Below are 22,524 nucleotides of genomic sequence, written 5' to 3'. Positions count from 1 at the left end.
TCAACCTCCGATACCGGTTGCTCGCCCCGTCCGTCCGCCGCGGGGGGGGCGCCCCCCCCCTGCCGGCTCCCCGCCGCCCCCCCCGGGCGCCCGGGCCCCCACGGCCGTATCGGCTCGGTCTTCCGAGGGCGACGCCTCAGACGTTGAAGCCCAGCGCGCGCAGCTGTTCGCGGCCGTCGTCGGTGATCTTGTCCGGGCCCCACGGGGGCATCCAGACCCAGTTGATCTTCAGTTCGTTGACGATGCCGTCCGTGGCGGACTTCGCCTGGTCCTCGATGACGTCGGTCAGCGGGCAGGCCGCGGAGGTCAGCGTCATATCGATGGTGGCGATATTGGCGTCGTCGATGTGGATGCCGTAGATCAGCCCCAGGTTGACGACATCGATGCCCAGCTCGGGGTCGACGACGTCGTAGAGCGCCTCGCGCACCTCCTCCTCGGAGGCAGGCTTGGTGGTGGTCGGGGTGTCGGTCATGCGGACTTCGCCTCCTCGGAGAGGGCCTTGGCCGTGGCGTCCTTCCAGGCCATCCAGCTGAGCAGCGCGCACTTCACGCGCGCGGGGTACTTGGAGACACCGGCGAACGCCACCGCGTCCTCCAGCACCTCCTCCATGGCGTCATCCGGCTCGACCTGCCCCTTGGACTGCATCAGCTCCAGGAAGGTCTCCTGGATCTTCTGCGCCTCGCCGAGCTCCTTGCCGACCAGGAGGTCGTTGAGCACCGACGCGCTGGCCTGGCTGATGGAGCAGCCCTGGCCCTCGTAGGACACATCCTCAATCGTCGCGCCGTCGAGCCGCACGCGCAGGGTGATCTCGTCACCGCACGTGGGATTGACGTGGTGCACCTCGGCGTCGCCGTCCCGAAGACCGCGCCCGTGCGGGTGCTTGTAGTGGTCCAGGATGACGTCCTGGTACATGGAATCCAGCTTCACGGCTCAGTCAGTCCTCGTCCTCATCCGCTGTGCTTGATAACCGGCTGTGTCTGTTTAACCGAAGAAGTTGCGGACGTGCTCCAGGCCCTCGACCAAGGCGTCGACCTCGGCGGGCGTGGAGTACAGATAGAACGACGCTCGCGTGGTCGCAGGAATTCCGAAGCGGAGGCAGACCGGGCGTGCGCAGTGGTGACCCACGCGGACCGCGATGCCCTGCTCGTCCAGCACCTGGCCGACGTCGTGCGGATGGATGTCACCGAGCGTGAAGGAGAGCGTCGCCCCGCGGTCCTCGGCCGTGCTCGGGCCGATGATGCGCAGGTCGGGGACCTCCAGCAGCCGCTTGACGGCGTACTCGGTGATCGCGTGCTCATGCGCGGCGATGTGGTCCATGCCGATCGAGGAGAGGTAGTCCACGGCCGCGCCGAGGCCGACGGCCTGGGCGATCGGGGGCGTACCGGCCTCGAACTTGTGCGGCGCGGGCGCATAGGTCGAGGAGTGCATCGAAACGGTCTCGATCATCTCGCCGCCGCCGAGGAACGGCGGGAGGTCCTCCAGCAGCTCCTGGCGGCCCCACAGGACGCCGATGCCGGTCGGGCCGCACATCTTGTGGCCGGTGAAGGCCACGAAGTCGGCCTGCAGCGCCTGCACGTCCAGCACCATGTGCGGCGCGGCCTGCGAGGCGTCGATGCAGACCAGCGCGCCGACCTCCTGGGCGCGACGGATGATCGTCTCGACCGGGTTGATGGTGCCCATGATGTTGGAGACCAGCGTGAAGGAGACGATCTTCGTCTGCTCGGTGATGATCTCGTCGATGTTGTACAGGTCGAGCCGGCCGTCGTCGGTGATGCCGAACCACTTCAGCTTCGCGCCGGTGCGCTGCGAGAGCAGCTGCCACGGGACGATGTTGGAGTGGTGCTCCATCTCCGTGATGACGATCTCGGTCTCGTGGTCCACGCGGTAGGGCTCATCGGCCCAGCCGAGCATGTTCGCCACGAGGTTGAGCGACTCCGAGGCGTTCTTGGTGAAGATCACCTCATCGCGGCTCGGTGCGTTGATGAAGGCGGCCACCTTGTCACGGGCGCCTTCGTACAGCGCCGTGGCCTCCTCGGCGAGCACATGCACACCGCGGTGGACGTTGGCGTTGTGGCGTTCGTAGTAGGTGTTCAGGGCGTCGAGCACCTGACGCGGCTTCTGTGACGTCGCCGCGTTGTCCAGGTACACGACCTTCTTCCCGTCGTGGACCAGGCGGTCCAGAAGGGGAAAGTCCTTACGGATCGCCTCGGTGTCGAGGAGGCCCGGCAGCTGTGTCACGCTCGTGCCCTTTCTTTCGCCCCGCCGCGCAAGCGGCTGGTGTGACGGACGCCCACGAGGCGCACCTGCGGGGAGCAGGTCGTCCGCAGGCCGGTGGCCTCGCGTGCTCCCCCAGCTGTCGCTGGGAGGTGCCCCCAGCTCACAGGCTTGCGCCACCCTTCGTGTACTCCTCGTAGCCCTCGGCCTCCAGCTTGTCCGCGAGCTCGGCACCGCCGGACTCGGCGATCCGGCCGTTCGCGAACACATGCACGCGGTCGGGCTTGATGTAGCGCAGGATGCGCGTGTAGTGGGTGATCAGCAGGGTGCCGACCTCACCGGTCTCGCGGACGCGGTTGACGCCCTCGGAGACGGTGCGCAGCGCGTCGACGTCCAGACCGGAGTCGGTCTCGTCGAGGATCGCGATGGCCGGCTTGAGCAGCTCCAGCTGGAGGATCTCGTGGCGCTTCTTCTCACCGCCGGAGAAGCCCTCGTTGACGTTGCGCTCGGCGAAGGAGGTGTCCATCTGGAGACGCTCCATGGCCTCCTTGACCTCCTTGACCCACAGCCGCAGCTTGGGGGCCTCGCCGCGGATCGCGGTCGCGGAGGTACGCAGGAAGTTGGAGACCGAGACGCCGGGCACCTCGACCGGGTACTGCATGGCGAGGAAGACGCCGGCCCGGGCGCGCTCGTCGACGGACATCTCCAGGACGTTCTCGCCGTCGAGGGTGACCGTGCCACCGGTGATCGTGTACTTGGGGTGACCCGCAAGGGAGTAGGCGAGGGTCGACTTGCCGGAGCCGTTGGGGCCCATGATGGCGTGCGTCTCGCCCTGCTTCACGGTCAGGTCGACGCCCTTCAGGATCTCGCGCGGGCCGTTCTCGGCCTCGACGGAGACGTGCAGGTCGTGGATCTCAAGCGTTGCCATGGGGAACTCAGGACTCCTGGGTGACGGAGACGAGCACGTCGTCCCCTTCGATCTTTACGGGGTATACGGGGACGGGGCGCGTCGCGGGAAGGCCGTTCGGCTTGCCGGTGCGCAGGTCGAAGCTCGAACCGTGCAGCCAGCACTCGATGGAGCAGTCCTCCACCTCGCCCTCCGAGAGGGAGACGTTCGCGTGCGAGCAGATGTCGTTGATCGCGAACACCTCACCCTCGGTGCGCACCAGGGAGACGGGAACGCCGTCGAGCTCCACCCGCTTGGGCGTGCCCTCCTCCAGCTCGCTGAGCGCCGCTGCGCGTACGTACGTCATGCCGCGGACGCTTCCAGCTCGGCCTCGATCTTGCGCATCAGACGCTCTTCGACGTCCGGGAGACCGATCTGCTGGACCAGCTCGGCGAAGAAGCCGCGGACGACCAGTCGGCGGGCCTCGTCGGCCGGGATGCCGCGGGCCATCAGGTAGAACAGCTGCTCGTCGTCGAAGCGGCCGGTCGCCGAGGCGTGGCCGGCACCGACGATCTCGCCGGTCTCGATCTCGAGGTTGGGGACCGAGTCGACCCGCGCGCCGTCGGTGAGGACGAGGTTGCGGTTGAGCTCGTAGGTGTCCGTGCCGGTCGCCGACGCCCGGATGAGGACATCGCCGATCCAGACCGCGTGTGCGTCCTGGCCCTGCAGCGCGCCCTTGTACGTGACGTGGGAGCGGCAGTTGGACGCCTCGTGGTCGACGAAGAGGCGGTGCTCCTGGTGCTGGCCCTGCTCGGTGAAGTACAGACCGTAGAGCTCGGCCTCGCCGCCGGGGCCCGCGTACCTGATGCGCGGGTGCAGCCGGACGAGGTCGCCGCCGAAGGTGACCACCACGGACTTGAAGCTGGCGTCCCGGCCGACGAGGGCGTTGTGCTGCCCGACGTGCACGGCCTGGTCGTCCCAGTCCTGGACGGAGACGACGGTCAGCTTGGCGCCGTCACCGAGGAGGTAGTCGACGTTGGCGCCGAGCACCGCGTCACCGGTGTGGTCGATGACCACGACCGCCTCGGCGAACGCACCCAGCTCGATGACCTGGTGGCCGAAGGCCGTGCCGCCCTCACCGTGGACGGTGATCCGGATCGGCTCGGCGAGCACGGTCTCCTTGGGGACCGTGACCACCGACGCCTTCTCGAAGGCGCTGTACGCCTGGGCGGCGACCCGGTCGACGGGCTTGCCGGCCTTGCCGACCCGCGGGTCGGTGCGGTCGACCAGCTCGTGGGTGACACCCTCCGGAGCGGTGATGTCGATCTTCAGGTCCGGACCGCCGGCCACGGCACTGCCGTCGTGCAGGCCCTTCAGGCGCGCGAGGGGCGTGAAGCGCCACTCCTCCTCGCGGCCGTGCGGCACCGGGAAGTCCGCCACGTCGTAGGACGGCGGGGCGCTCATCCGGGTGGCGACGGTGGACTCCGCGGCCACCGCAAGGGAGCCGGTGGTCGTGGAACCCGCCGGGATGTTCTGAGCCTCAGCCATGGCTGTCGTAGTGCTCGCTTTCTGCAATCAGAGAGTCAGTCGCTGCTGGGGGCCGGGCGTCAGCCGACCGAACCTTCCATCTGCAGCTCGATCAGCCGGTTGAGCTCCAGCGCGTACTCCATCGGCAGCTCACGGGCGATCGGCTCGACGAAGCCACGCACGATCATCGCCATGGCCTCGAACTCCGTCAGGCCGCGCGCCATCAGGTAGAAGAGCTGGTCCTCGCTGACCTTGGAGACGGTCGCCTCGTGGCCCATGGAGACGTCGTCCTCGCGGACGTCGACGTAGGGGTAGGTGTCCGAGCGGGAGATGGTGTCCACCAGCAGGGCGTCACACAGCACGTTGGACTTGGAGCCCGCGGCGCCCTCGCCGATCTCGACCAGGCCTCGGTAGGAGGTGCGGCCGCCGCCTCGCGCCACCGACTTGGAGACGATGTTGGAGGAGGTGTTCGGCGCCATGTGGACCATCTTGGAGCCGGCGTCCTGGTGCTGGCCCTCGCCCGCGAAGGCGATGGACAGGGTCTCGCCCTTGGCGTGCTCGCCCATCAGGTAGACCGCCGGGTACTTCATCGTCACCTTGGAGCCGAGGTTGCCGTCGACCCACTCCATGGTCGCGCCCTCGTAGGCGACGGCGCGCTTGGTGACCAGGTTGTAGACGTTGTTCGACCAGTTCTGGATGGTCGTGTAGCGGCAGCGGCCGCCCTTCTTGACGATGATCTCGACGACCGCGGAGTGCAGCGAGTCCGACTTGTAGATCGGCGCCGTGCAGCCCTCGACGTAGTGGACGTAGGCATCCTCGTCGACGATGATCAGCGTCCGCTCGAACTGGCCCATGTTCTCCGTGTTGATCCGGAAGTAGGCCTGCAGCGGGATGTCGACGTGGACACCCTTGGGGACGTAGATGAACGAGCCGCCGGACCACACCGCGGTGTTCAGCGACGCGAACTTGTTGTCGCCGACCGGGATGACCGTGCCGAAGTACTCCTGGAAGAGCTCCGGGTGCTCCTTGAGCGCGGTGTCGGTGTCCAGGAACAGGACGCCCTGCTCCTCCAGGTCCTCACGGATCTGGTGGTAGACGACCTCGGACTCGTACTGCGCGGCGACACCGGCGACCAGGCGCTGCTTCTCCGCCTCGGGGATGCCGAGCTTGTCGTAGGTGTTCTTGATGTCCTCGGGCAGGTCCTCCCAGGAGGCGGCCTGCTGCTCCGTGGAGCGGACGAAGTACTTGATGTTGTCGAAGTCGATACCCGACAGGTCCGAGCCCCAGTTCGGCATGGGCTTCTTGTCGAACAGCTTCAGGCCCTTGAGACGCAGCTTGAGCATCCACTCCGGCTCGTTCTTCTTCGCCGAGATGTCGCGGACGACGGCCTCGGAAAGACCGCGCTTGGCGGAGGCGCCGGCCACGTCGGAGTCGGCCCAGCCGTATTCGTACTTGCCCAGGCCCTCGAGCTCAGGGTGAGCAGTCTCCGTAGGGAGCGTCATGCGGGGTTCCTCCCGGCCGTGCTTGCAGATGCTGTGGTGGTCTTGGTGGTGCGTGCGGTGCTGTGAGCGGCCTGGCCTGCACCGGCCTTCGGGATGAAGGTCGTGCACACCCCGTCGCCGTGGGCGATGGTGGCAAGCCGCTGTACATGGGTCCCGAGCAATCGGGAGAAGACCTCGGTCTCCGCCTCGCACAGCTGCGGGTACTGCTCGGCGACATGGGCGACCGGGCAGTGGTGCTGGCAGAGCTGTTCACCGAGCTGGGGATTGGGGGCGCTGCGCGCCGTAGCAGCGTACCCGTCCGCGGTCAACGCCTTCGCCAGGGCCTCGGTACGGGCCTCCGGCTCGGCGGTCTCGACCGCCTTGCGGTAGCCCTCGGCCTGGGCGGCGAGGCGGGCGCGGGCGAATGCGGCGACGGCGGCCTCGCCCTGCTCGCCGCCGCCCGCGCTCTGCGCGATCCAGCGCAGCGCGTCGGAGGCGAGCTGGTCGTAGGCCTGGTCGAAGGCGTCCCGCCCGCAGTCGGTGAGGGCGAAGGCCCTGGCCGGGCGGCCGCGGCCACGCGTGCCGTAGACCCGCTTCTCGCGGGGCTCGACGACGCCCTCGCCGGCCAGCGAATCCAGATGCCGGCGCACGGCGGCCTGGGTCAGCCCCAGTCGCAGTGCCAGCTCGGCCGCGGTGGACGGACCGTGGTCGAGGATGGAGCGGGCGACCCTGTTGCGGGTGCCCTGCTGTTCGTCGTGCGGCGCCGCGGCAGGCTCGGCGCCCGGCCCGCGCCGCTCGGTCTGCTCGGGCGCGGAGGCGGCCGGCCCGGCGGTCTGGTCGACCGCGGGCCCTTCCTGTTCCTCGCTCGCGTATTTCACAACGCCATTGTTGCGTAATTCGTCAAAGCGAGACAACCCTCATCCGGATCACGGACTGGTGGCCTCTATCACTTAGGGTTACCTAATTCAAGCCCCTACGGGACCTCCGAAAGCGCCGCCGACCTGCAAGGTCGTGTCCCGGCCCGGCGGCCGTACCCCGGTGCCCGCGGCCCGCAGAAATCCGTGCGGGCGCACACCGCCGGACTGATTACCCGGGCACCGGCCCGGGCCCGCGCCCCCAGGTGAAGCCCACGCCCCCATATATGAAGCCCGCGCCCCCATTGAAGAAGACCCTGCCACTCTCCGTAGACTGCCCGCCATGCGCAGCACCTCCCCGGGGGACGCCCCCCGGCCCCCCGGACGAGAGCCTGCCGTCGAGATCATCGGCCTGGTCAAGCGATACGGGAACAAGACCGCCGTGGACGGGCTCGACCTGACCGTCGCGCGCGGTGCGGTGACCGCCGTGCTCGGCCCCAACGGCGCCGGCAAGACCACCACCGTCGAGACCTGCGAGGGCTACCGCCGCCCGGACGCCGGCCGCGTCCGCGTCCTGGGCCTGGACCCGGTCGCCGACGCCGCGGCACTGCGGCCGCGGATCGGCGTGATGCTGCAGTCCGGTGGCGTCTACGCGGGCGCCAAGGCGGAGGAGATGCTGCGGCACACCGCGACCCTGCACGCCCACCCCCTCGACGTCGACGGGCTCATCGACCGGCTCGGCCTGGGAAGCTGCGGCCGGACGCCCTACCGGCGGCTGTCCGGCGGCCAGCAGCAGCGGCTGGCGCTGGCGATGGCCGTGGTCGGCCGCCCCGAACTGGTCTTCCTCGACGAGCCGACGGCCGGTCTCGACCCCCAGGCCCGGCACGCCACCTGGGAGCTCGTGCGGGAGCTGCGCGCCGACGGCGTCAGCACCGTACTGACCACCCACTTCATGGACGAGGCCGAGCAGCTCGCCGACCATGTCGCGATCATCGACGGCGGCCGGGTGATCGCCCAGGGCACCCCGGACGAGCTGTGCCGCGGCGGCGCGGAGAACAGCCTGCGCTTCACCGGCCGCCCCGGCCTCGACATCGCCTCGCTCCTCAAGGCGCTGCCCGCCGACAGCGCCGCAGCGGAACCGGCCTCCGGCGTCTACCGCGTACACGGCAAGGTCAACCCGCAACTGCTGGCCACCGTCGCCTCCTGGTGCGCCCAGAACGGCGTGATGCCCGACGCCATAGCCGTCGAACGCCACACCCTCGAAGACGTCTTCTTGGAGCTGACCGGCAAGGAGCTGCGCGCATGAGTCACGACCACGCGACGTTCGGCCGGGGGTCCGGGGGTCGTCCCCCGGGAAGGCACAGCCTGGAGCTGACCGGCAAGGAGCTGCGCGCATGACCGCGACCGGCACGTTCACCCCGCGGCCCGGGGCGGCCCCGCTGCCCCGGATGATCCGCGCGCAGGCGGCGCTGGAGACCAGGATGCTGCTGCGCAACGGTGAGCAGCTGCTGCTGACCGTCATCATCCCGACGCTGCTGCTGGTGCTGTTCTCCGCCGTCGACATCATCGCGGTGCCCACCGATACGGCCGGCGGCGCGGGCAGCTCCGTGGACTTCCTGGCGCCCGGCATCCTGGCGCTCGCCGTGATGTCGACCGCCTTCACCGGCCAGGCCATCGCGACCGGCTTCGAGCGGCGCTACGGCGTGCTCAAGCGGCTCGCCGTCTCGCCGCTGCCGCGGTGGGGGCTGATGACCGCCAAGACCTGCGCGGTGCTGGTCACCGAGGTCCTGCAGATCGTGCTGCTGACGGCCGTGGCCCTGGCGCTGGGCTGGTCCCCGCACGGCAACCCGCTCTCCGTGGTGCTGCTGCTCCTGCTGGGCACCGCCGCCTTCTCCGGCCTGGGCCTGCTGATGGCCGGCACGCTCAAGGCCGAGGCCACCCTCGCCGCGGCCAACCTGGTGTTCCTGCTGTTGCTCGTCGGCGGCGGCGTGATCGTCCCGCTGGACAAGTTCCCCGAGGCCGCGCAGAGCGTGCTCGGGCTGCTGCCGATCGCGGCGCTGTCCGACGGGCTGCGCGACGTCCTCCAGCACGGCGCCGGCATCCCCTGGCGGGACCTCGGCATCCTGGCGGGCTGGTCGGTGCTGGGCCTGGGCACGGCGGCCCGCTTCTTCCGCTGGGAGTGAGCCGCCCGGCGGCCGTTCCGCGGAGCGGTTCCGCGGGGGTCCGTCGCGTGACGCACCCCTCGTGAAAGTTTGCACAAGGCGCCGCCTACGATGGCTCCCGTGCCGAACACGCTGAACCCCCTTGAGCTGATCGCCCGCCGCTGGCAGCCGTCCGCGGCCTTTGTGCGGCGGGCCGCGCTGGCGACCGTCGTCATGGCCGTGATCATCGTCGTCACGGGTGGCGCGGTCCGGCTCTCGCAGTCCGGCCTGGGCTGCTCGACCTGGCCCAAGTGCACGCCGGACAGCCTGACTCCGACCGCCGCGATGGGCATCAACGGCCTCATCGAGTTCGGCAACCGCATGCTGACGGATGTGCTGTGCGCGGTCGTCGGCCTGTTCATCATCGCCGCCCGCGCCCGTCACCCCCGGCGCCGCTCGCTCACCCGGCTCGGCTGGGCGCAGTTCTGGCTCGTCATGAGCAACGCCGTCATCGGCGGCATCACGGTCCTCACCGGCCTGAACCCGTACATCGTCAGCTCGCATTTCCTCGCGGCCACGGCGCTGCTCACGGTCGCCGTACTGAGCTGGAAGCGAGCGAGCGAGGGCGACGAGGAGCCGCGCGACCTGGTCGCCCGTCCTGCGCGGCAGCTGGCCTGGCTGCTGGTGGCCGCGACCGGCGCGCTCACCGTCATCGGCACGGTCGTCACGGGTGCGGGCCCGCACGCGGGCGACGCCAAGAAGGTCCACCGCATCCCGCTGGACTGGCAGGAGATCACCCAACTCCACGTCGACTTCGTCTACCTCGTCGTCGGCCTGTCCGTCGCCCTGTGGTTCATACTGCGCGCCGTGAAGGCGCCGGCCGCCCCGCGCCGGACGCTCCTGGAACTGTTCGCCTGTATCGCGCTGCAGGGCGTCATCGGCTACGTCCAGTACTTCATGGGCCTGCCCGAAATCGTCATCGGGCTCCACATGCTGGGCTCGACCCTGGTGTGGATCTGTGTGCTGCGGGTCTGTCTGTCGCTGCGCGACCGCGGTCCGCTCCCCGAGGAGGACGCCGACGAGCCCGCCCCCTCCGGCGAGCACGAGGCACCCGCGCCTCAGCCGGCCGACGCGCTCAGCCGGTAGACCCGGCGCGCGGTCCCCGACCCGACCATCTCGGTGATCCGCCGCCCGTCCTCGGCGCCGCACAGCCCCTCATCGGTCCACTCCCGTACGAGGCGGCCCATGGCGCGCAGAAAGAACCGGGCGCCGGTCACATACAGCTCGGGCAGCCCGCGGGCGCCCGAGGAGAACAGCAGCTTGCCGAACGGCGCCTGACCGAGCGTCTCCTCGGGGCGGGGCCCGGCGTCCGCGTACACATGGGCGTGCACCGCGGCGAACTCCGCCGCCCGCCGGTGGTGCGGCGCCCGCGGCAGCAGGACGAGATCCGAGCCGAAGCCGGTCGTGGCGCGCAGAAAGCCCGCCAGTGGCCGCGGATCGGGGCTGTGCAGCTGCACCGGAAGGCCGGTCGCCACCGCGCTCCACAGCAGATGCCGTACGAGCGCGGGCTCCCCGAGCCGCTCCCCGGGACGGCGGCCGCGCAGCCAGCGGTCCGCGGCGCGCCGTACCTCGCCCGCCTCGGGGGCGTGCCCGTCGCAGTAGGTGGCGCCGGAGGCGAAGGCGGTGGTGTGCTGGGCCGCGGCGTACAGGGCCTCGGCGGTGTAGCCGATGAAGGAGTCGACGCTGCCTGAGGTGTCGGCGACCTGCTCGGCGAGCGGTTCGAGCCGTACGACCTCGTGGGCGCCGGCCTCGGCTGCGGTGGCCAGTTCACCGGCCGAGGTCAGATCGCTGGGGGTGCCGGCCTCCAGCAGGAACGTGCCGATGCCGGAGCCGCGCAGCAGCAGGCGTCCGGCCCGGTAGGCGCCGACCTCGCGTCTGCGGGCCAGGTAGCGGGCGGGCGGGCACTGCGGTTCCAGGCCGAGCAGCGGGGGGCACCAGCGGCGTATCGCAAGGCCGGTGAAGCTGTCGAAGTAGCTGGTGCCGGCGGGGGCCGGGCCGTGGGCGCCGACCGCGGCGGCAAGGTGGGTCTCGAAGGAGCCGAGGCCGAGTTCACCGTGCACCGCGCCATGGCTGTACTGATCGATGAGCGGTGGAAGTCCGTCCATCCGCTCCTCCTCGCCGAGAGCCCGCCGGGCGTGACCGGAACGCCGCGCCTGGTGGGCCTAACGGACGAGGAGGTGGTGAGGTATCGGGCTCCGCTTCCGGCGTGCGCCCCGGCGCACGGCGCCCGGGCACCGGACCGTCAGCTGTTGGCCGGGCCGCCCAGCTGGATGCCTGCCATCCGGGACCACTCGTTGCGGCCGGTACGGACCCTGGCGGCGAGCTCGCCGTCGAAGTCGTCGTGGAGCGTGAGGCCGGCCTTGTCGGCGGCGTCCTTGGCGGAGCCGAAGGTGTCCGCGACGAGGTTGCCCCACTCGCCGTCGGCCCCGACGAGCGCGATCCGGATGCGGCCTCGGCCGATGTGTGCGAGCTGGCCTTCGGCGCTGCCGCCGTGCGTGGCGGCGAAGGCACGGATCTGCTTGGCGAGCTTGTCGGTGTGCTTGCCGGCCCGCTTGTCGGTGCGCGCGCCGGACTTCACGTCGGCCACCGTCTCCGTCTGCTCGTCCGCCTGCTGGGTGTCTGCCATGAACAGCATGCTACCCATCGGTAATCAACGAAGGAAGGGATCCACGGCGACGGCGACGAACAGCAGCGACACATAGGTGATGGACCAGTGGAACAGTCGCATCTCCTTGAGCTTGGCGCCCTTGATCCCGGCCTTGGCGCGGGACTGCAGACCGTGCGCCTCCTTGAGCCAGAAGGCTCCGCAGGCGATCGCGACGAGGGTGTAGAACCAGCCCGTGTAGCCCAGCGGCTGCAGCAGCAGCGACACCGCCACCATCACCCAGCTGTAGGCGACGATCTGCCGCGCGACGACCTTGTTGCCCGCGACGGCCGGCAGCATCGGCACACCGACGCGCTCGTAGTCGTCCTTGACCTTCATCGACAGCGGCCAGTAATGCGGCGGCGTCCAGAAGAAGATGACCAGGAAAAGGATCACCGCGGCCCAGGAGAACGAGTTCGTCACCGCGGACCAGCCGATGAAGACCGGCATACAGCCCGCGATGCCGCCCCAGACGATGTTCTGCGTGGTGCGCCGCTTGAGGATCATGGTGTAAACCACGACATAGAAAAGCAGCGCACCGAGCGACAGCATCGCCGACAGCGGGTTGACGAGGAACCAGAACCAGGCCGTGGAGCCGACCGCGAGGGCGGTCGCGAAGACCAGGCATTCGCGGGGGCCCACCATGCCGGTGACCAGGGGCCGCTGGGACGTACGGTCCATCAGCGCGTCGATGTCGCGGTCGAGGTACATGTTGAAGGCGGCGGCTCCGCCGGCGGAGAGATAACCGCCGATGCAGGTCGCCAGCACCAGCCACAGATCCGGCACGCCCTTGGCCGCCAGGAACATCACCGGCACCGTGGTCATCAGCAGCAGCTCGATGACCCGCGGCTTGGTCAGCGCCACGAACGCCTTGGCGCGGGCCCCGAACGGCCGGTCGCCGGGGCTCCCGGGGATCTGAGAGAGCTCCCCCACAGCCATGGGGGTCCCCCCGTGCCCTTCAGGCGTGGAGGAGGCATGGGCGGTGCCCCCACCCGCAGGACGGGATTCGACGGCCGTCACGCACACCCCTGGAAGTAACATCAGCGGCCTTTGCCGCAGAAGAGATAAGGCCTGCAAGCTCTTCCGGCCGTGAATACCCGGTGAAGGGCTTGCGCTTACCACGCCACTTTAGACGTTGGCCATACGGTGATCTTCGCGGGGGTGGGGTCGTGTTGGGCGCCGGAGCGCGGGGCCGCCGCGGCATCTTTCCCCGGGCGTTCGCCCGTCGTTCAGGAGGCGAAGGCGACCGCCTCCCGGCAGTCTGGTCGTAGGGCCGTCACCTCAGGGCCAGGAATGCCCCAAGTCCTGATTTGGTTGCCCGAAGCGATGAGCTGCCGTGGCATCCGACACCGACTGAGCGCCGGAAACACCGACTGAGCGTCGAAAAGACGCACGCACTTGCGGGGGTAGGCTCGACACCGCCTGGCGGACATACCGTCCGCGGCATTCGACATGTGGAGAGGAGCCCTGACTCAGGGTGAGCACCAAGCCGACCACCACAGATCTCGAGTGGACCGAACTGGATCAGCGGGCAGTGGATACCGTCCGTGTCCTGGCCATGGATTCCGTGCAGAAGGTCGGTAACGGCCATCCGGGTACGGCCATGAGCCTGGCTCCGGCCGCCTACCTGCTCTTCCAGAAGCTGATGCGGCACGACCCGGCGGACCCGAACTGGACCGGCCGTGACCGTTTCGTTCTCTCCGCGGGCCACTCCAGCCTGACCCTCTACATCCAGCTCCACCTCGCCGGTTACGGCCTGGAGCTGGACGACCTGAAGGCGTTCCGCACCTGGGGCTCGAAGACCCCCGGTCACCCCGAGTACGGCCACACCGCCGGCGTGGAGACCACCACCGGTCCGCTGGGCCAGGGTGTCGCCAACGGGGTGGGCATGGCGATGGCCTCCCGCTACGAGCGCGGCCTGTTCGACCCGGACGCGCCCGAGGGCACCTCGCCCTTCGACCACACCATCTACGTGATCGCCGGCGACGGCTGCCTGCAGGAGGGCATCTCCGCCGAGGCCTCCTCGCTCGCGGGCCACCAGAAGCTCGGCAACCTCATCATGCTGTGGGACGACAACCACATCTCGATCGAGGGTGACACCGAGACCGCGGTCTCCGAGGACACGCTCAAGCGCTACGAGGCCTACGGCTGGCACGTCCAGCGCGTCGAGCAGCGGCCCGACGGCGACCTGGACCCGGTCGCACTGGCCGAGGCCCTGCGGGCCGCCAAGGCCGAGACCGGGCGCCCGTCGTTCATCGCGGCCCGCTCGATCATCGCCTGGCCGGCCCCCAACGCCCAGAACACCGAGGCCGCACACGGCTCGGCGCTGGGCGAGGAAGAGGTCGCGGCCACCAAGCGCGTCCTGGGCTTCGACCCGGAGAAGTCCTTCGAGGTCCCCGACGAGGTGCTCGCGCACACCCGCGCCGCCCTCGACCGCGGCCGTGACCTCAAGAAGGAGTGGGAGAAGACGTTCGCCGACTGGCGCACGGCCAACCCCGAGCGCGCCGCTGACTTCGACCGGATCGCCGCGGGCGAGCTGCCCGAGGGCTGGGAGAACCACCTCCCGTCCTTCGAGACCGGCAAGGCCGTGGCCACCCGCGCCGCGTCCGGCAAGGTGCTGCACTCGCTCGGTGCGGTCATCCCCGAGCTGTGGGGCGGCTCCGCCGACCTGGCGGGGTCGAACAACACCACGATCGACAAGACCTCGTCGTTCCTGCCCGAGGGCAACCCGCTGCCGGGCGCGAACCCGTACGGCCGCACGATCCACTTCGGTATCCGTGAGCACTCCATGGCCGCGGAGATGAACGGCATCACGCTGCACGGCAACACCCGTGTCTACGGCGGCACCTTCCTGGTGTTCTCCGACTACATGCGCAACGCCGTCCGGCTGTCCGCACTGATGCACCTGCCGGTGACCTACGTGTGGACGCACGACTCCATCGGTCTGGGTGAGGACGGCCCGACCCACCAGCCGGTCGAGCACCTGGCCTCGCTGCGCGCCATCCCGAACCTGAACCTCGTCCGCCCGGCCGACGCCAACGAGACCACCATCGCCTGGCGCGAGATCCTCAAGCGCTGGACGAAGGAGTACGGCGTGGGGGCCCCGCACGGCCTCGCGCTGACGCGTCAGGGCGTGCCGACGTACCCGGCCAACGAGGATGCCGCCAAGGGCGGTTACGTGCTGTTCGAGGCCGAAGGGACCGACGGCAAGAGCACCACGCCGCAGGTCGTGCTGATCGGCACCGGTTCCGAGGTGCAGCTCGCCGTCGGAGCGCGCGAGCAGCTGCAGGCCGAGGGCGTCCCCACCCGCGTGGTGTCGATGCCGTGCGTCGAGTGGTTCGAGCAGCAGGACCGGGCCTACCGCGACAGCGTGCTCCCCCCGTCCGTCAAGGCCCGGGTCGCCGTCGAAGCAGGCATCGGTCTGACCTGGCACCGCTTCGTCGGTGACGCCGGGCGCATCGTGTCCCTGGAGCACTTCGGCGCCTCGGCCGATGCCAAGACCCTGTTCCGCGAGTTCGGCTTCACCGCCGACGCGGTCGCCTCCGCCGCCCGGGCCTCTCTTGAAGCAAGCACGGGCCTCGAAGCCGCCGCGCGCTGACGCCCGTACACGACAAGTAGGAGATGCAGACCCCATGACAGACGCACTCAAGCGCCTCTCCGACGAAGGCGTCGCGATCTGGCTGGACGACCTGTCGCGCAAGCGCATCACGTCCGGCAACCTCGCCGAGCTGATCGACCAGCAGCATGTCGTCGGTGTCACGACGAACCCGTCGATCTTCCAGAAAGCGATCTCCTCGGGCGACGGCTACGAGCAGCAGCTCGCCGACCTCTCCGCCCGTAAGGTCACCGTCGAGGAAGCCATCCGCATGATCACGACGGCGGATGTCCGCGATGCCGCCGACATCCTGCGTCCGGTCTTCGACGCCACCGGTGGCCAGGACGGCCGGGTCTCCATCGAGGTGGACCCGCGCCTGGCACACCACACCACACCCACCATCGCCGAGGCCAAGCAGCTGGCGTGGCTGGTGGACCGTCCGAACACGCTGATCAAGATCCCGGCCACCAAGGCGGGCCTCCCGGCGATCACCGAGGTCATCGGCCTGGGCATCAGCGTCAATGTCACGCTGATCTTCTCGCTGGAGCGCTACCGCGAGGTCATGGACGCCTACCTGGCGGGCCTGGAGAAGGCCAAGGCCGCGGGCCTGGACCTGTCCCTGATCCGTTCGGTGGCGTCGTTCTTCGTGTCCCGTGTGGACTCCGAGATCGACAAGCGCCTGGAGAAGACCGGCACGGACGAGGCCAAGGCCCTCAAGGGCAAGGCCGCGCTGGCCAACGCCCGGCTGGCCTACCAGGCGTACGAGGAGGTCTTCTCCTCCGAGCGCTGGGCCGCCCTCGACAAGGCCGGCGCCAACAAGCAGCGTCCGCTGTGGGCCTCGACCGGCGTCAAGGACCCGGACTACAAGGACACCATGTACGTCGAGGACCTGGTCGCCCCGGGCACGGTCAACACCATGCCGGAGGCCACCCTGGAGGCCACCGCCGACCACGGTGAGATCACCGGTGACACGGTGCGCGACACATACGCGTCGGCCAAGGCCGACCTGGAGGCGCTCGAGAAGCTCGGGATCTCGTACGACGAGGTCGTTCAGGTCCTGGAGGACGAGGGCGTGGAGAAGTTCGAGGCGTCCTGGAACGACCTGCTCAAGTCCACGGAGGCGGAGCTCAAGCGCCTCGCTCCCTCGGAGGGCTGATCTCCCTTGTCTGATGCACACGGAGCCAACCCGCTTCGTGACGCCCTGGACCGACGGCTCCCGCGTATCGCGGGGCCGTCGGGCCTGGTTATCTTTGGCGTCACGGGCGATTTGTCCCGTAAAAAGCTGATGCCCGCCGTCTACGACCTGGCCAACCGCGGTCTGCTGCCGCCGGGTTTCTCACTCGTCGGGTTCGCCCGTCGCGAGTGGGAGCACGAGGACTTCGCGCAGGAGGTGTACGCGGCGGTCAAGGAGCACTCGCGTACGCCGTTCCGCGAGGAGGTCTGGCAGCAGCTGGTCCAGGGCTGCCGCTTCGTCCAGGGCAACTTCGACGACGACGAGGCCTTCGAGACGCTGAAGGAGACGATAAACGAGCTCGACAAGGCCCAGGGCACCAACGGCAACTTCGCCTTCTACCTGTCCGTGCCGCCGAAGTTCTTCCCCAAGGTCGTCCAGCAGCTGAAGAAGCACGGGCTGGCCGACCAGAAGGAGGGCTCGTGGCGGCGCGCGGTCATCGAGAAGCCCTTCGGGCACGACCTGAAGAGCGCCCAGGAGCTCAACCGGATCGTCCATGAGGTCTTCCCGCCCCACGAGGTCTTCCGGATCGACCACTACCTGGGCAAGGAGACGGTCCAGAACATCCTGGCGCTGCGGTTCGCCAACACGATGTTCGAGCCGCTGTGGAACCGCAGCTATGTCGACCACGTCCAGATCACGATGGCCGAGGACATCGGCATCGGCGGCCGGGCCGGCTACTACGACGGCATCGGCGCCGCCCGTGACGTCATCCAGAACCACCTCCTCCAGCTGCTCGCGCTGACCACGATGGAGGAGCCCGCCTCCTTCGAGGCGGACGCGCTGGTCGCCGAGAAGACCAAGGTGCTGGGCGCGGTCCGGCTTCCCAAGGACCTCGGCAAGGAGACGCTCCGTGCGCAGTACGCGGAGGGCTGGCAGGGCGGCGAGAAGGCCGTCGGCTACCTCCAGGAAGAGGGCATCGACCCCAAGTCGAAGACCGACACCTATGCCGCGATCAAGCTGTCGATCGACAACCGCCGATGGGCGGGCGTCCCCTTCTATCTGCGCACCGGCAAGCGCCTCGGCCGGCGCGTCACCGAGATCGCGGTCGTCTTCCAGCGTGCCCCGCACTCCCCCTTCGACCGCACCGCCACGGAGGAGCTGGGGCAGAACGCCCTGGTCATCCGGGTGCAGCCGGACGAGGGCGTGACCGTCAGGTTCGGCTCCAAGGTCCCGGGCACCTCGATGGAGGTACGGGATGTGTCGATGGACTTCGCCTACGGCGAGTCCTTCACGGAGTCCAGCCCCGAGGCCTACGAGCGGCTGATCCTCGATGTGCTGCTCGGCGACGCCAACCTCTTCCCGCGTGTGGAGGAGGTGGAGCAGTCCTGGCGGATCCTCGACCCGATCGAGGAGTACTGGGAGAAGCACGGCAGGCCCGCGCAGTACCCGGCGGGCACCTGGGGTCCCACCGAGGCGGACGAAATGCTCGCACGAGACGGACGGAGCTGGCGTCGGCCATGAAGATCGATTTGACGGAAACCACGTCCAGCAAGATCAACAAGGCACTGGTCCAGGGGCGCCGCGCCATCGGCACCCCTGCCATCGGCATGGTGCTCACCCTCGTCATCGTCACCGACGAGGAGAACGCCTATGACGCGCTGAGGGCGGCCAACGACGCGTCCCGTGAGCACCCCTCGCGCACCCTCGTCGTCATCAAGCGGGTCAGCCGGTCGCCGCGCGACCGCGCCAAGGCCCGCCTCGACGCCGAGGTGCGGCTCGGCACGGAGGCCGGCACCGGCGAGACGGTCATACTCCGGCTCTACGGCGAGGTGATCGACCACGCCCAGTCGGTGGTGCTGCCGCTGCTGCTGCCGGACGCACCGGTCGTGGTCTGGTGGGCGGTGAACGCCCCGCTGGACCCGGCCAAGGACCCGCTCGGTGCGCTCGCCCAGCGCCGCGTCACCGATGCCTACGCCGCCGAGCAGCCCATCCAGGAACTGTCGGCCCGCGCGGACACCTACACCCCGGGCGACACGGATCTGGCCTGGACCCGCATCACGCCCTGGCGCTCGATGCTGGCGGCGGCGCTCGACCAGGCTCCGTGCACGGTCACCTCGGCCGAGGTGACCGGCGAGGAGTTCAACCCCAGCTGCGAGCTGCTCGCCATGTGGCTGGCCGACAGGCTGAACGTCCCGGTCACCCGCACGGTGTCCGACGGCCCCGGCCTCACGGCCGCGCGGCTGGAGTCCAGCGTCGGCGCGATCGTGCTGGACCGCCCGGACGGTTCGCTCGCCACGCTCTCGATGCGCGGCCAGCCCGACCGTGCGGTGGCGCTCAAGCGGCGCGAGACCGCCGAGCTGCTCGCCGAGGAGCTGCGCCGGCTCGACCCGGACGAGATCTACGCCGGCACCCTGAAGTACGGCGTGGACCGGATCGGTGACGGCACGGGCGCGCAGCCGTCGGCCGGGGAGCCGGCGGCCGGCGAGAGCGCCCCGGCCAAGCCCGCGGCGAAGAAGCCCGCCAAGAAGGCAGCCACCAAGTGAGCGCTCCGCAGGTTGTCGTCCACCGCGACAAGGAGCTGATGGCCAAGGCTGCGGCGGCCCGGCTGATCACGAAGATCGTGGATGCCCAGTCCGCCCGCGGCTCCGCCTCCGTGGTGCTGACCGGCGGGCGCAACGGCAACGGGCTGCTCGCGGCCCTCGCCGAGGCGCCCGCCCGGGACGCGGTGGACTGGGCCCGGCTGGACCTGTGGTGGGGCGACGAGCGGTTCCTGCCGGACGGCGATCCGGAGCGCAACTACACCCAGGCCCGGGAGGTGCTGCTGGACAGCGTCCCGCTGGACCCGGCCCGGGTGCACCCCATGCCCGCGTCGGACGGCCCGTACGGCAAGGACGCCGACGCCGCCGCCGAGGCGTACGCGGCCGAACTGGCCGCCGCCGCGGGCCCCGAGGACCATGGGCCGGTGCCCTCGTTCGACGTCCTGCTGCTGGGCGTCGGCCCGGACACCCATGTGGCCTCGCTCTTCCCCGAGCTGCCTGCCGTCTACGAGCAGGAGCGGACGGTGGTGGGGGTGCACGGCGCACCGAAGCCGCCGCCCACCCGCATCTCGCTGACCCTGCCCGCGATCCGCGCCGCACGGGAGGTCTGGCTGCTGGCGGCCGGTGAGGACAAGGCGAACGCCGTGGCCATCGCCCTGTCCGACGCCGGAGAGGTCCAGGCCCCGGCGGCCGGCGCACGGGGCCGCAGCCGGACCCTGTGGCTGCTGGACGAGGCGGCGGCGGCTCAACTGCCGCGCAGCCTCTACCCGCCGGCGTCGGCCTGACCGCCGCCAGGTGACAATGCCGAAGGCCCCGCGCCCTGAAGGGTGCGGGGCCTTCGGCGTCGCCGCGGTCACCGGGCGGTGATCCGGCCGGTCAACGCCCGCGCAGCTCCCGGTACTTGGCGACCAGGCCGGCCGTGGAGGCGTCGAGGCCCGGTACCTCGGCGCCCTCCGTCAGCGCCGGTTCGACGCGCTTGGCGAGGACCTTGCCCAGCTCCACGCCCCACTGGTCGAAGGAGTCGATGTTCCACACCGCACCCTGGACGAACACCTTGTGCTCGTAGAGCGCCACCAACTGGCCCAGCACGGACGGGCTGATCTCGCCGGCCAGGATGGTGGTGGTGGGGCGGTTGCCCGGGAATGTCTTGTGCGGCACCAGTTCCTCGGCCACGCCCTCGGCGCGCACCTCATCGGGCGTCTTGCCGAAGGCCAGCGCCTGGCCCTGGGCGAACATGTTGGCCATGAGCAGGTCGTGCTGAGCGACCAGGCCCGGCTGCAGATCGTCGACCGGCCGGGCGAAGCCGATGAAGTCGGCCGGGATCATCTTCGTGCCCTGATGCAGCAGCTGGTAGTACGCGTGCTGGCCGTTCGTGCCGGGCGTGCCCCAGACGACGGGGCCGGTCTGCCAGTCGACCCGATTGCCCTCGCGGTCCACGGACTTGCCGTTGGACTCCATGTCCAGCTGCTGCAGATAGGCGGTGAACTTGGAGAAGTAGTGGCTGTAGGGCAGCACGGCATGCGACTGGGCGTCCCAGAAGTTGTCGTACCAGATGCCGAGCAGTCCCAGCAGCAGCGGGACGTTCTCCTCCGGAGGGGCGGTGCAGAAGTGCTCGTCGACGAGGTGGAAGCCGGCCAGCATCTCGCGGAAGCACTCCGGGCCGATCGCGACCATCAGCGACAGACCGATGGCGGAGTCGAAGGAGTACCGGCCGCCGACCCAGTCCCAGAACTCGAACATGTTGTCCGTGTCGATGCCGAACTCCGCCACCTTCTCGGCGTTGGTCGACACCGCCACGAAGTGCTTGGCGACGGCCTCTCCCCCGGCGCCCAGACCGGTCAGCAGCCAGTCGCGGGCCGAGGTGGCATTGGTGATCGTCTCAATGGTGGTGAAGGTCTTCGAGGCGACGATGAACAGCGTCTCGGCCGGGTCCAGATCGCGTACCGCCTCGTGCAGATCGGCGCCGTCCACATTGGAGACGAAGCGGAACTGCATGTCCCGGTGGGTGTAGGCGCGCAGCGCCTCGTACGCCATTGCCGGGCCCAGATCCGAGCCGCCGATACCGATGTTGACGACGGTCTTGATGCGCTTGCCGGTGTGGCCCTTCCAGTCGCCGGAGCGGACCCGGTCGGTGAAGACGCCCATCCTCGTCAGGACGTGTTGCACGCCGGGGACGACGTTCTCACCGTCGCTCATGATGACCGCGGAACCGGGCGCGCGCAGCGCGATGTGCAGCACGGAGCGCTGCTCGGTGATGTTGATCTTCTCCCCGCGGAACATCGCGTCCCGCAGCTCCGCCACACCGGTCGCCGCGGCCAGGTCGCGCAGCAGCCCCAGGGTCTCGTCGGTGACCAGGTGCTTGGAGTAGTCCAGGTACAGATCGCCCACCTGGAGGGTGTAGCGCTCGGCGCGCGCCGGATCCCGCTCGAACAGCTCGCGCAGATGCACCTGCGCCAGCTGCTCCCGGTGCTTGCCCAGCGCGGTCCACTCAGGCAACTGATCGAGCCTGCTGCGGCCTTCTGCATTCATCTCGGACATCAGCCTTCTTCATCTCGTACCGGCCCCGCCATCTCCCAACCTAATTGATCAGCGCGCGGTATGAGGTATCTGTCCACTGCCGGACGAGGCGCTGTCGGGTGCCTGAAGAACAGGTGTCAGCGCGACGGCGCCAGGGCCGGCAGCGCGGCGGCCGGCAGCGCCGGAGTACGGGACCGTACACCTGGCGACCGCGGCGTCCCGAGGCCCACCGGCACCACGGTCCGGACCCCCGGCGAGCAGCAGCGCGCAGCACCCCGGTCGCGCCACAACTGCCGTATCCCGCCGGCGATTTCGCGGCGGACGGTGCGCCCGGCGGTGGGGCGGCGGGCCGGTGCACAGAGAGGCAGCACATCGACCGCCCACATCGCCCGCCGCTGGTCCCCCCTCCCCCAAACTCTCGGCTTCGCCCGAGCAGGGAGGTGCCCCCATGACGAGCGCACCGCCCACCAGCCCGAAGAACAGCCGGAGCACGACACCGCAGGCGATGACGAGCGAGATCAGCAGCGGGGAACCGGTCAAGGGGTAGGCGAGCAACAGCGGCGCCGCGCGGCGCATCGCCCAAGCCGGAGACGGCGGCGGCGCCCCCCAGCCGGCCGAAGCCACCGTGCCGGGCGAGCGCGCCGGCTCCTGCCGCGCGGCCCGTCTCCGTTCCCGCCCTCATGTGTGTCATCCCGCCCCCGTCCGCATCGTGCGCTTACGGAAAACGGTACGGGCGACCACTGACAGTCGCCCTCGGGCAACGTCCCCCTCCGCCGCCTCAGATGCGGCCCCGTGCGGCCGGATGCGGAAGGAACACGGCCAGCGAGGGCACACCTACGCGGCCGGGCCCGCCGCCGGCGGCGGGTTGCCACCCGCCCCGGCCCCCGCGGGGTC

At 69.9% G+C, this 22,524-nt stretch carries 20 protein-coding genes; 8 read left to right on the top strand and 12 right to left on the bottom strand.

Translation table 11 applies throughout. The features are described from left to right. Positions 1 to 136: 136 nt before the first annotated feature. The 8 genes from ACWGI6_RS25690 to ACWGI6_RS25655 all read right to left on the bottom strand — a co-directional run bounded on the left by ACWGI6_RS25690 (position 137) and on the right by ACWGI6_RS25655 (position 6,986). Positions 137 to 472 carry a metal-sulfur cluster assembly factor gene (locus ACWGI6_RS25690; protein WP_033270552.1) on the bottom strand — a complete coding sequence of 112 codons (336 nt, stop codon included), beginning with the start codon at positions 470 to 472 and terminating at the stop codon, positions 137 to 139. Then, entirely contained in the window at positions 469 to 927 is a 459-nt protein-coding gene (gene sufU, locus ACWGI6_RS25685; protein ID WP_393909097.1) for a Fe-S cluster assembly sulfur transfer protein SufU, read from the bottom strand. Before sufU ends, ACWGI6_RS25690 begins: the two co-directional genes overlap by 4 nt. Before the next feature lie 54 nt (positions 928 to 981). Continuing rightward, a complete protein-coding gene (locus ACWGI6_RS25680; protein ID WP_453269692.1) occupies positions 982 to 2,238 on the bottom strand; it encodes a cysteine desulfurase in 1,257 nt (418 codons plus the stop codon). A 139-nt stretch (positions 2,239 to 2,377) separates the two neighbouring features. After that, positions 2,378 to 3,142, bottom strand: a complete 765-nt coding sequence (gene sufC, locus ACWGI6_RS25675; RefSeq protein ID WP_453269691.1) for a Fe-S cluster assembly ATPase SufC — start codon at positions 3,140 to 3,142, stop codon at positions 2,378 to 2,380. A 7-nt stretch (positions 3,143 to 3,149) separates the two neighbouring features. Beyond that, complete coding sequence (locus ACWGI6_RS25670; RefSeq protein ID WP_453269690.1) at positions 3,150 to 3,467, bottom strand: non-heme iron oxygenase ferredoxin subunit; 318 nt, start codon at positions 3,465 to 3,467, stop codon at positions 3,150 to 3,152. Then, positions 3,464 to 4,648 (bottom strand): Fe-S cluster assembly protein SufD, encoded by a 1,185-nt coding sequence (sufD, locus tag ACWGI6_RS25665; RefSeq protein WP_453269689.1) that lies wholly within the window; start codon positions 4,646 to 4,648, stop codon positions 3,464 to 3,466. The genes ACWGI6_RS25670 and sufD overlap by 4 nt, the downstream gene beginning before the upstream one ends. A 59-nt stretch (positions 4,649 to 4,707) precedes the next feature. Then, on the bottom strand, positions 4,708 to 6,129 hold the full coding sequence (gene sufB / locus ACWGI6_RS25660; RefSeq protein WP_260638218.1) for a Fe-S cluster assembly protein SufB: 1,422 nt from the start codon (positions 6,127 to 6,129) through the stop codon (positions 4,708 to 4,710). Then, on the bottom strand, positions 6,126 to 6,986 hold the full coding sequence (locus ACWGI6_RS25655; RefSeq protein WP_453269688.1) for a helix-turn-helix transcriptional regulator: 861 nt from the start codon (positions 6,984 to 6,986) through the stop codon (positions 6,126 to 6,128). Before ACWGI6_RS25655 ends, sufB begins: the two co-directional genes overlap by 4 nt. 319 nt (positions 6,987 to 7,305) lie before the next feature. On the opposite strand from ACWGI6_RS25655, the gene ACWGI6_RS25650 reads away from it, so the two are divergent. The 3 genes from ACWGI6_RS25650 to ACWGI6_RS25640 all read left to right on the top strand — a co-directional run bounded on the left by ACWGI6_RS25650 (position 7,306) and on the right by ACWGI6_RS25640 (position 10,249). Next, entirely contained in the window at positions 7,306 to 8,268 is a 963-nt protein-coding gene (locus ACWGI6_RS25650) for an ABC transporter ATP-binding protein (RefSeq protein ID WP_453269687.1), read from the top strand. An 88-nt stretch (positions 8,269 to 8,356) separates the two neighbouring features. Then, a complete protein-coding gene (locus ACWGI6_RS25645; RefSeq protein WP_453269686.1) occupies positions 8,357 to 9,145 on the top strand; it encodes an ABC transporter permease in 789 nt (262 codons plus the stop codon). A 99-nt stretch (positions 9,146 to 9,244) separates the two neighbouring features. Further along, the gene (locus tag ACWGI6_RS25640; RefSeq protein ID WP_453269685.1) at positions 9,245 to 10,249 is read left to right on the top strand and encodes a COX15/CtaA family protein; all 1,005 of its coding nucleotides are present in this window, start codon (positions 9,245 to 9,247) and stop codon (positions 10,247 to 10,249) included. Here ACWGI6_RS25640 and ACWGI6_RS25635 read toward each other — a convergent pair. The 3 genes from ACWGI6_RS25635 to ACWGI6_RS25625 all read right to left on the bottom strand — a co-directional run bounded on the left by ACWGI6_RS25635 (position 10,222) and on the right by ACWGI6_RS25625 (position 12,746). Continuing rightward, a complete protein-coding gene (locus ACWGI6_RS25635) occupies positions 10,222 to 11,268 on the bottom strand; it encodes an amidohydrolase (RefSeq protein ID WP_393909087.1) in 1,047 nt (348 codons plus the stop codon). The genes ACWGI6_RS25640 and ACWGI6_RS25635 overlap by 28 nt on opposite strands. Before the next feature lie 137 nt (positions 11,269 to 11,405). Next, positions 11,406 to 11,798 carry a hypothetical protein gene (locus tag ACWGI6_RS25630; protein WP_453269684.1) on the bottom strand — a complete coding sequence of 131 codons (393 nt, stop codon included), beginning with the start codon at positions 11,796 to 11,798 and terminating at the stop codon, positions 11,406 to 11,408. Between the two features lie 15 nt (positions 11,799 to 11,813). Beyond that, entirely contained in the window at positions 11,814 to 12,746 is a 933-nt protein-coding gene (locus tag ACWGI6_RS25625; protein ID WP_453269683.1) for a heme o synthase, read from the bottom strand. 538 nt (positions 12,747 to 13,284) lie between these two features. On the opposite strand from ACWGI6_RS25625, the gene tkt reads away from it, so the two are divergent. From tkt to pgl, 5 genes are read left to right on the top strand one after another with little or no spacing between them, the layout of a single operon-like run. Continuing rightward, positions 13,285 to 15,405, top strand: coding sequence for a transketolase (gene tkt, locus ACWGI6_RS25620; RefSeq protein ID WP_453269682.1), 2,121 nt, complete (start codon positions 13,285 to 13,287; stop codon positions 15,403 to 15,405). A 34-nt stretch (positions 15,406 to 15,439) separates the two neighbouring features. Beyond that, positions 15,440 to 16,558 carry a transaldolase gene (tal, locus tag ACWGI6_RS25615; protein WP_453269681.1) on the top strand — a complete coding sequence of 373 codons (1,119 nt, stop codon included), beginning with the start codon at positions 15,440 to 15,442 and terminating at the stop codon, positions 16,556 to 16,558. A 6-nt stretch (positions 16,559 to 16,564) separates the two neighbouring features. Then, a complete protein-coding gene (gene zwf, locus ACWGI6_RS25610; RefSeq protein ID WP_453269680.1) occupies positions 16,565 to 18,097 on the top strand; it encodes a glucose-6-phosphate dehydrogenase in 1,533 nt (510 codons plus the stop codon). Continuing rightward, positions 18,094 to 19,119, top strand: coding sequence for a glucose-6-phosphate dehydrogenase assembly protein OpcA (opcA, locus tag ACWGI6_RS25605; protein ID WP_453269679.1), 1,026 nt, complete (start codon positions 18,094 to 18,096; stop codon positions 19,117 to 19,119). The genes zwf and opcA overlap by 4 nt, the downstream gene beginning before the upstream one ends. Then, the gene (gene pgl / locus ACWGI6_RS25600; protein WP_453269678.1) at positions 19,116 to 19,898 is read left to right on the top strand and encodes a 6-phosphogluconolactonase; all 783 of its coding nucleotides are present in this window, start codon (positions 19,116 to 19,118) and stop codon (positions 19,896 to 19,898) included. Before opcA ends, pgl begins: the two co-directional genes overlap by 4 nt. Positions 19,899 to 19,989: 91 nt before the next feature. On the opposite strand, the gene pgi is transcribed toward pgl, so the two are convergent. Further along, entirely contained in the window at positions 19,990 to 21,642 is a 1,653-nt protein-coding gene (pgi, locus tag ACWGI6_RS25595) for a glucose-6-phosphate isomerase (RefSeq protein ID WP_453269756.1), read from the bottom strand. Positions 21,643 to 22,524 lie beyond the last annotated feature (882 nt).

The organism is Streptomyces sp. NPDC054786 (assembly GCF_053611685.1).
The sequence above is the reverse complement of the archived record's forward strand: the minus strand, read 5'-3'. Positions and strand labels throughout refer to the sequence as shown.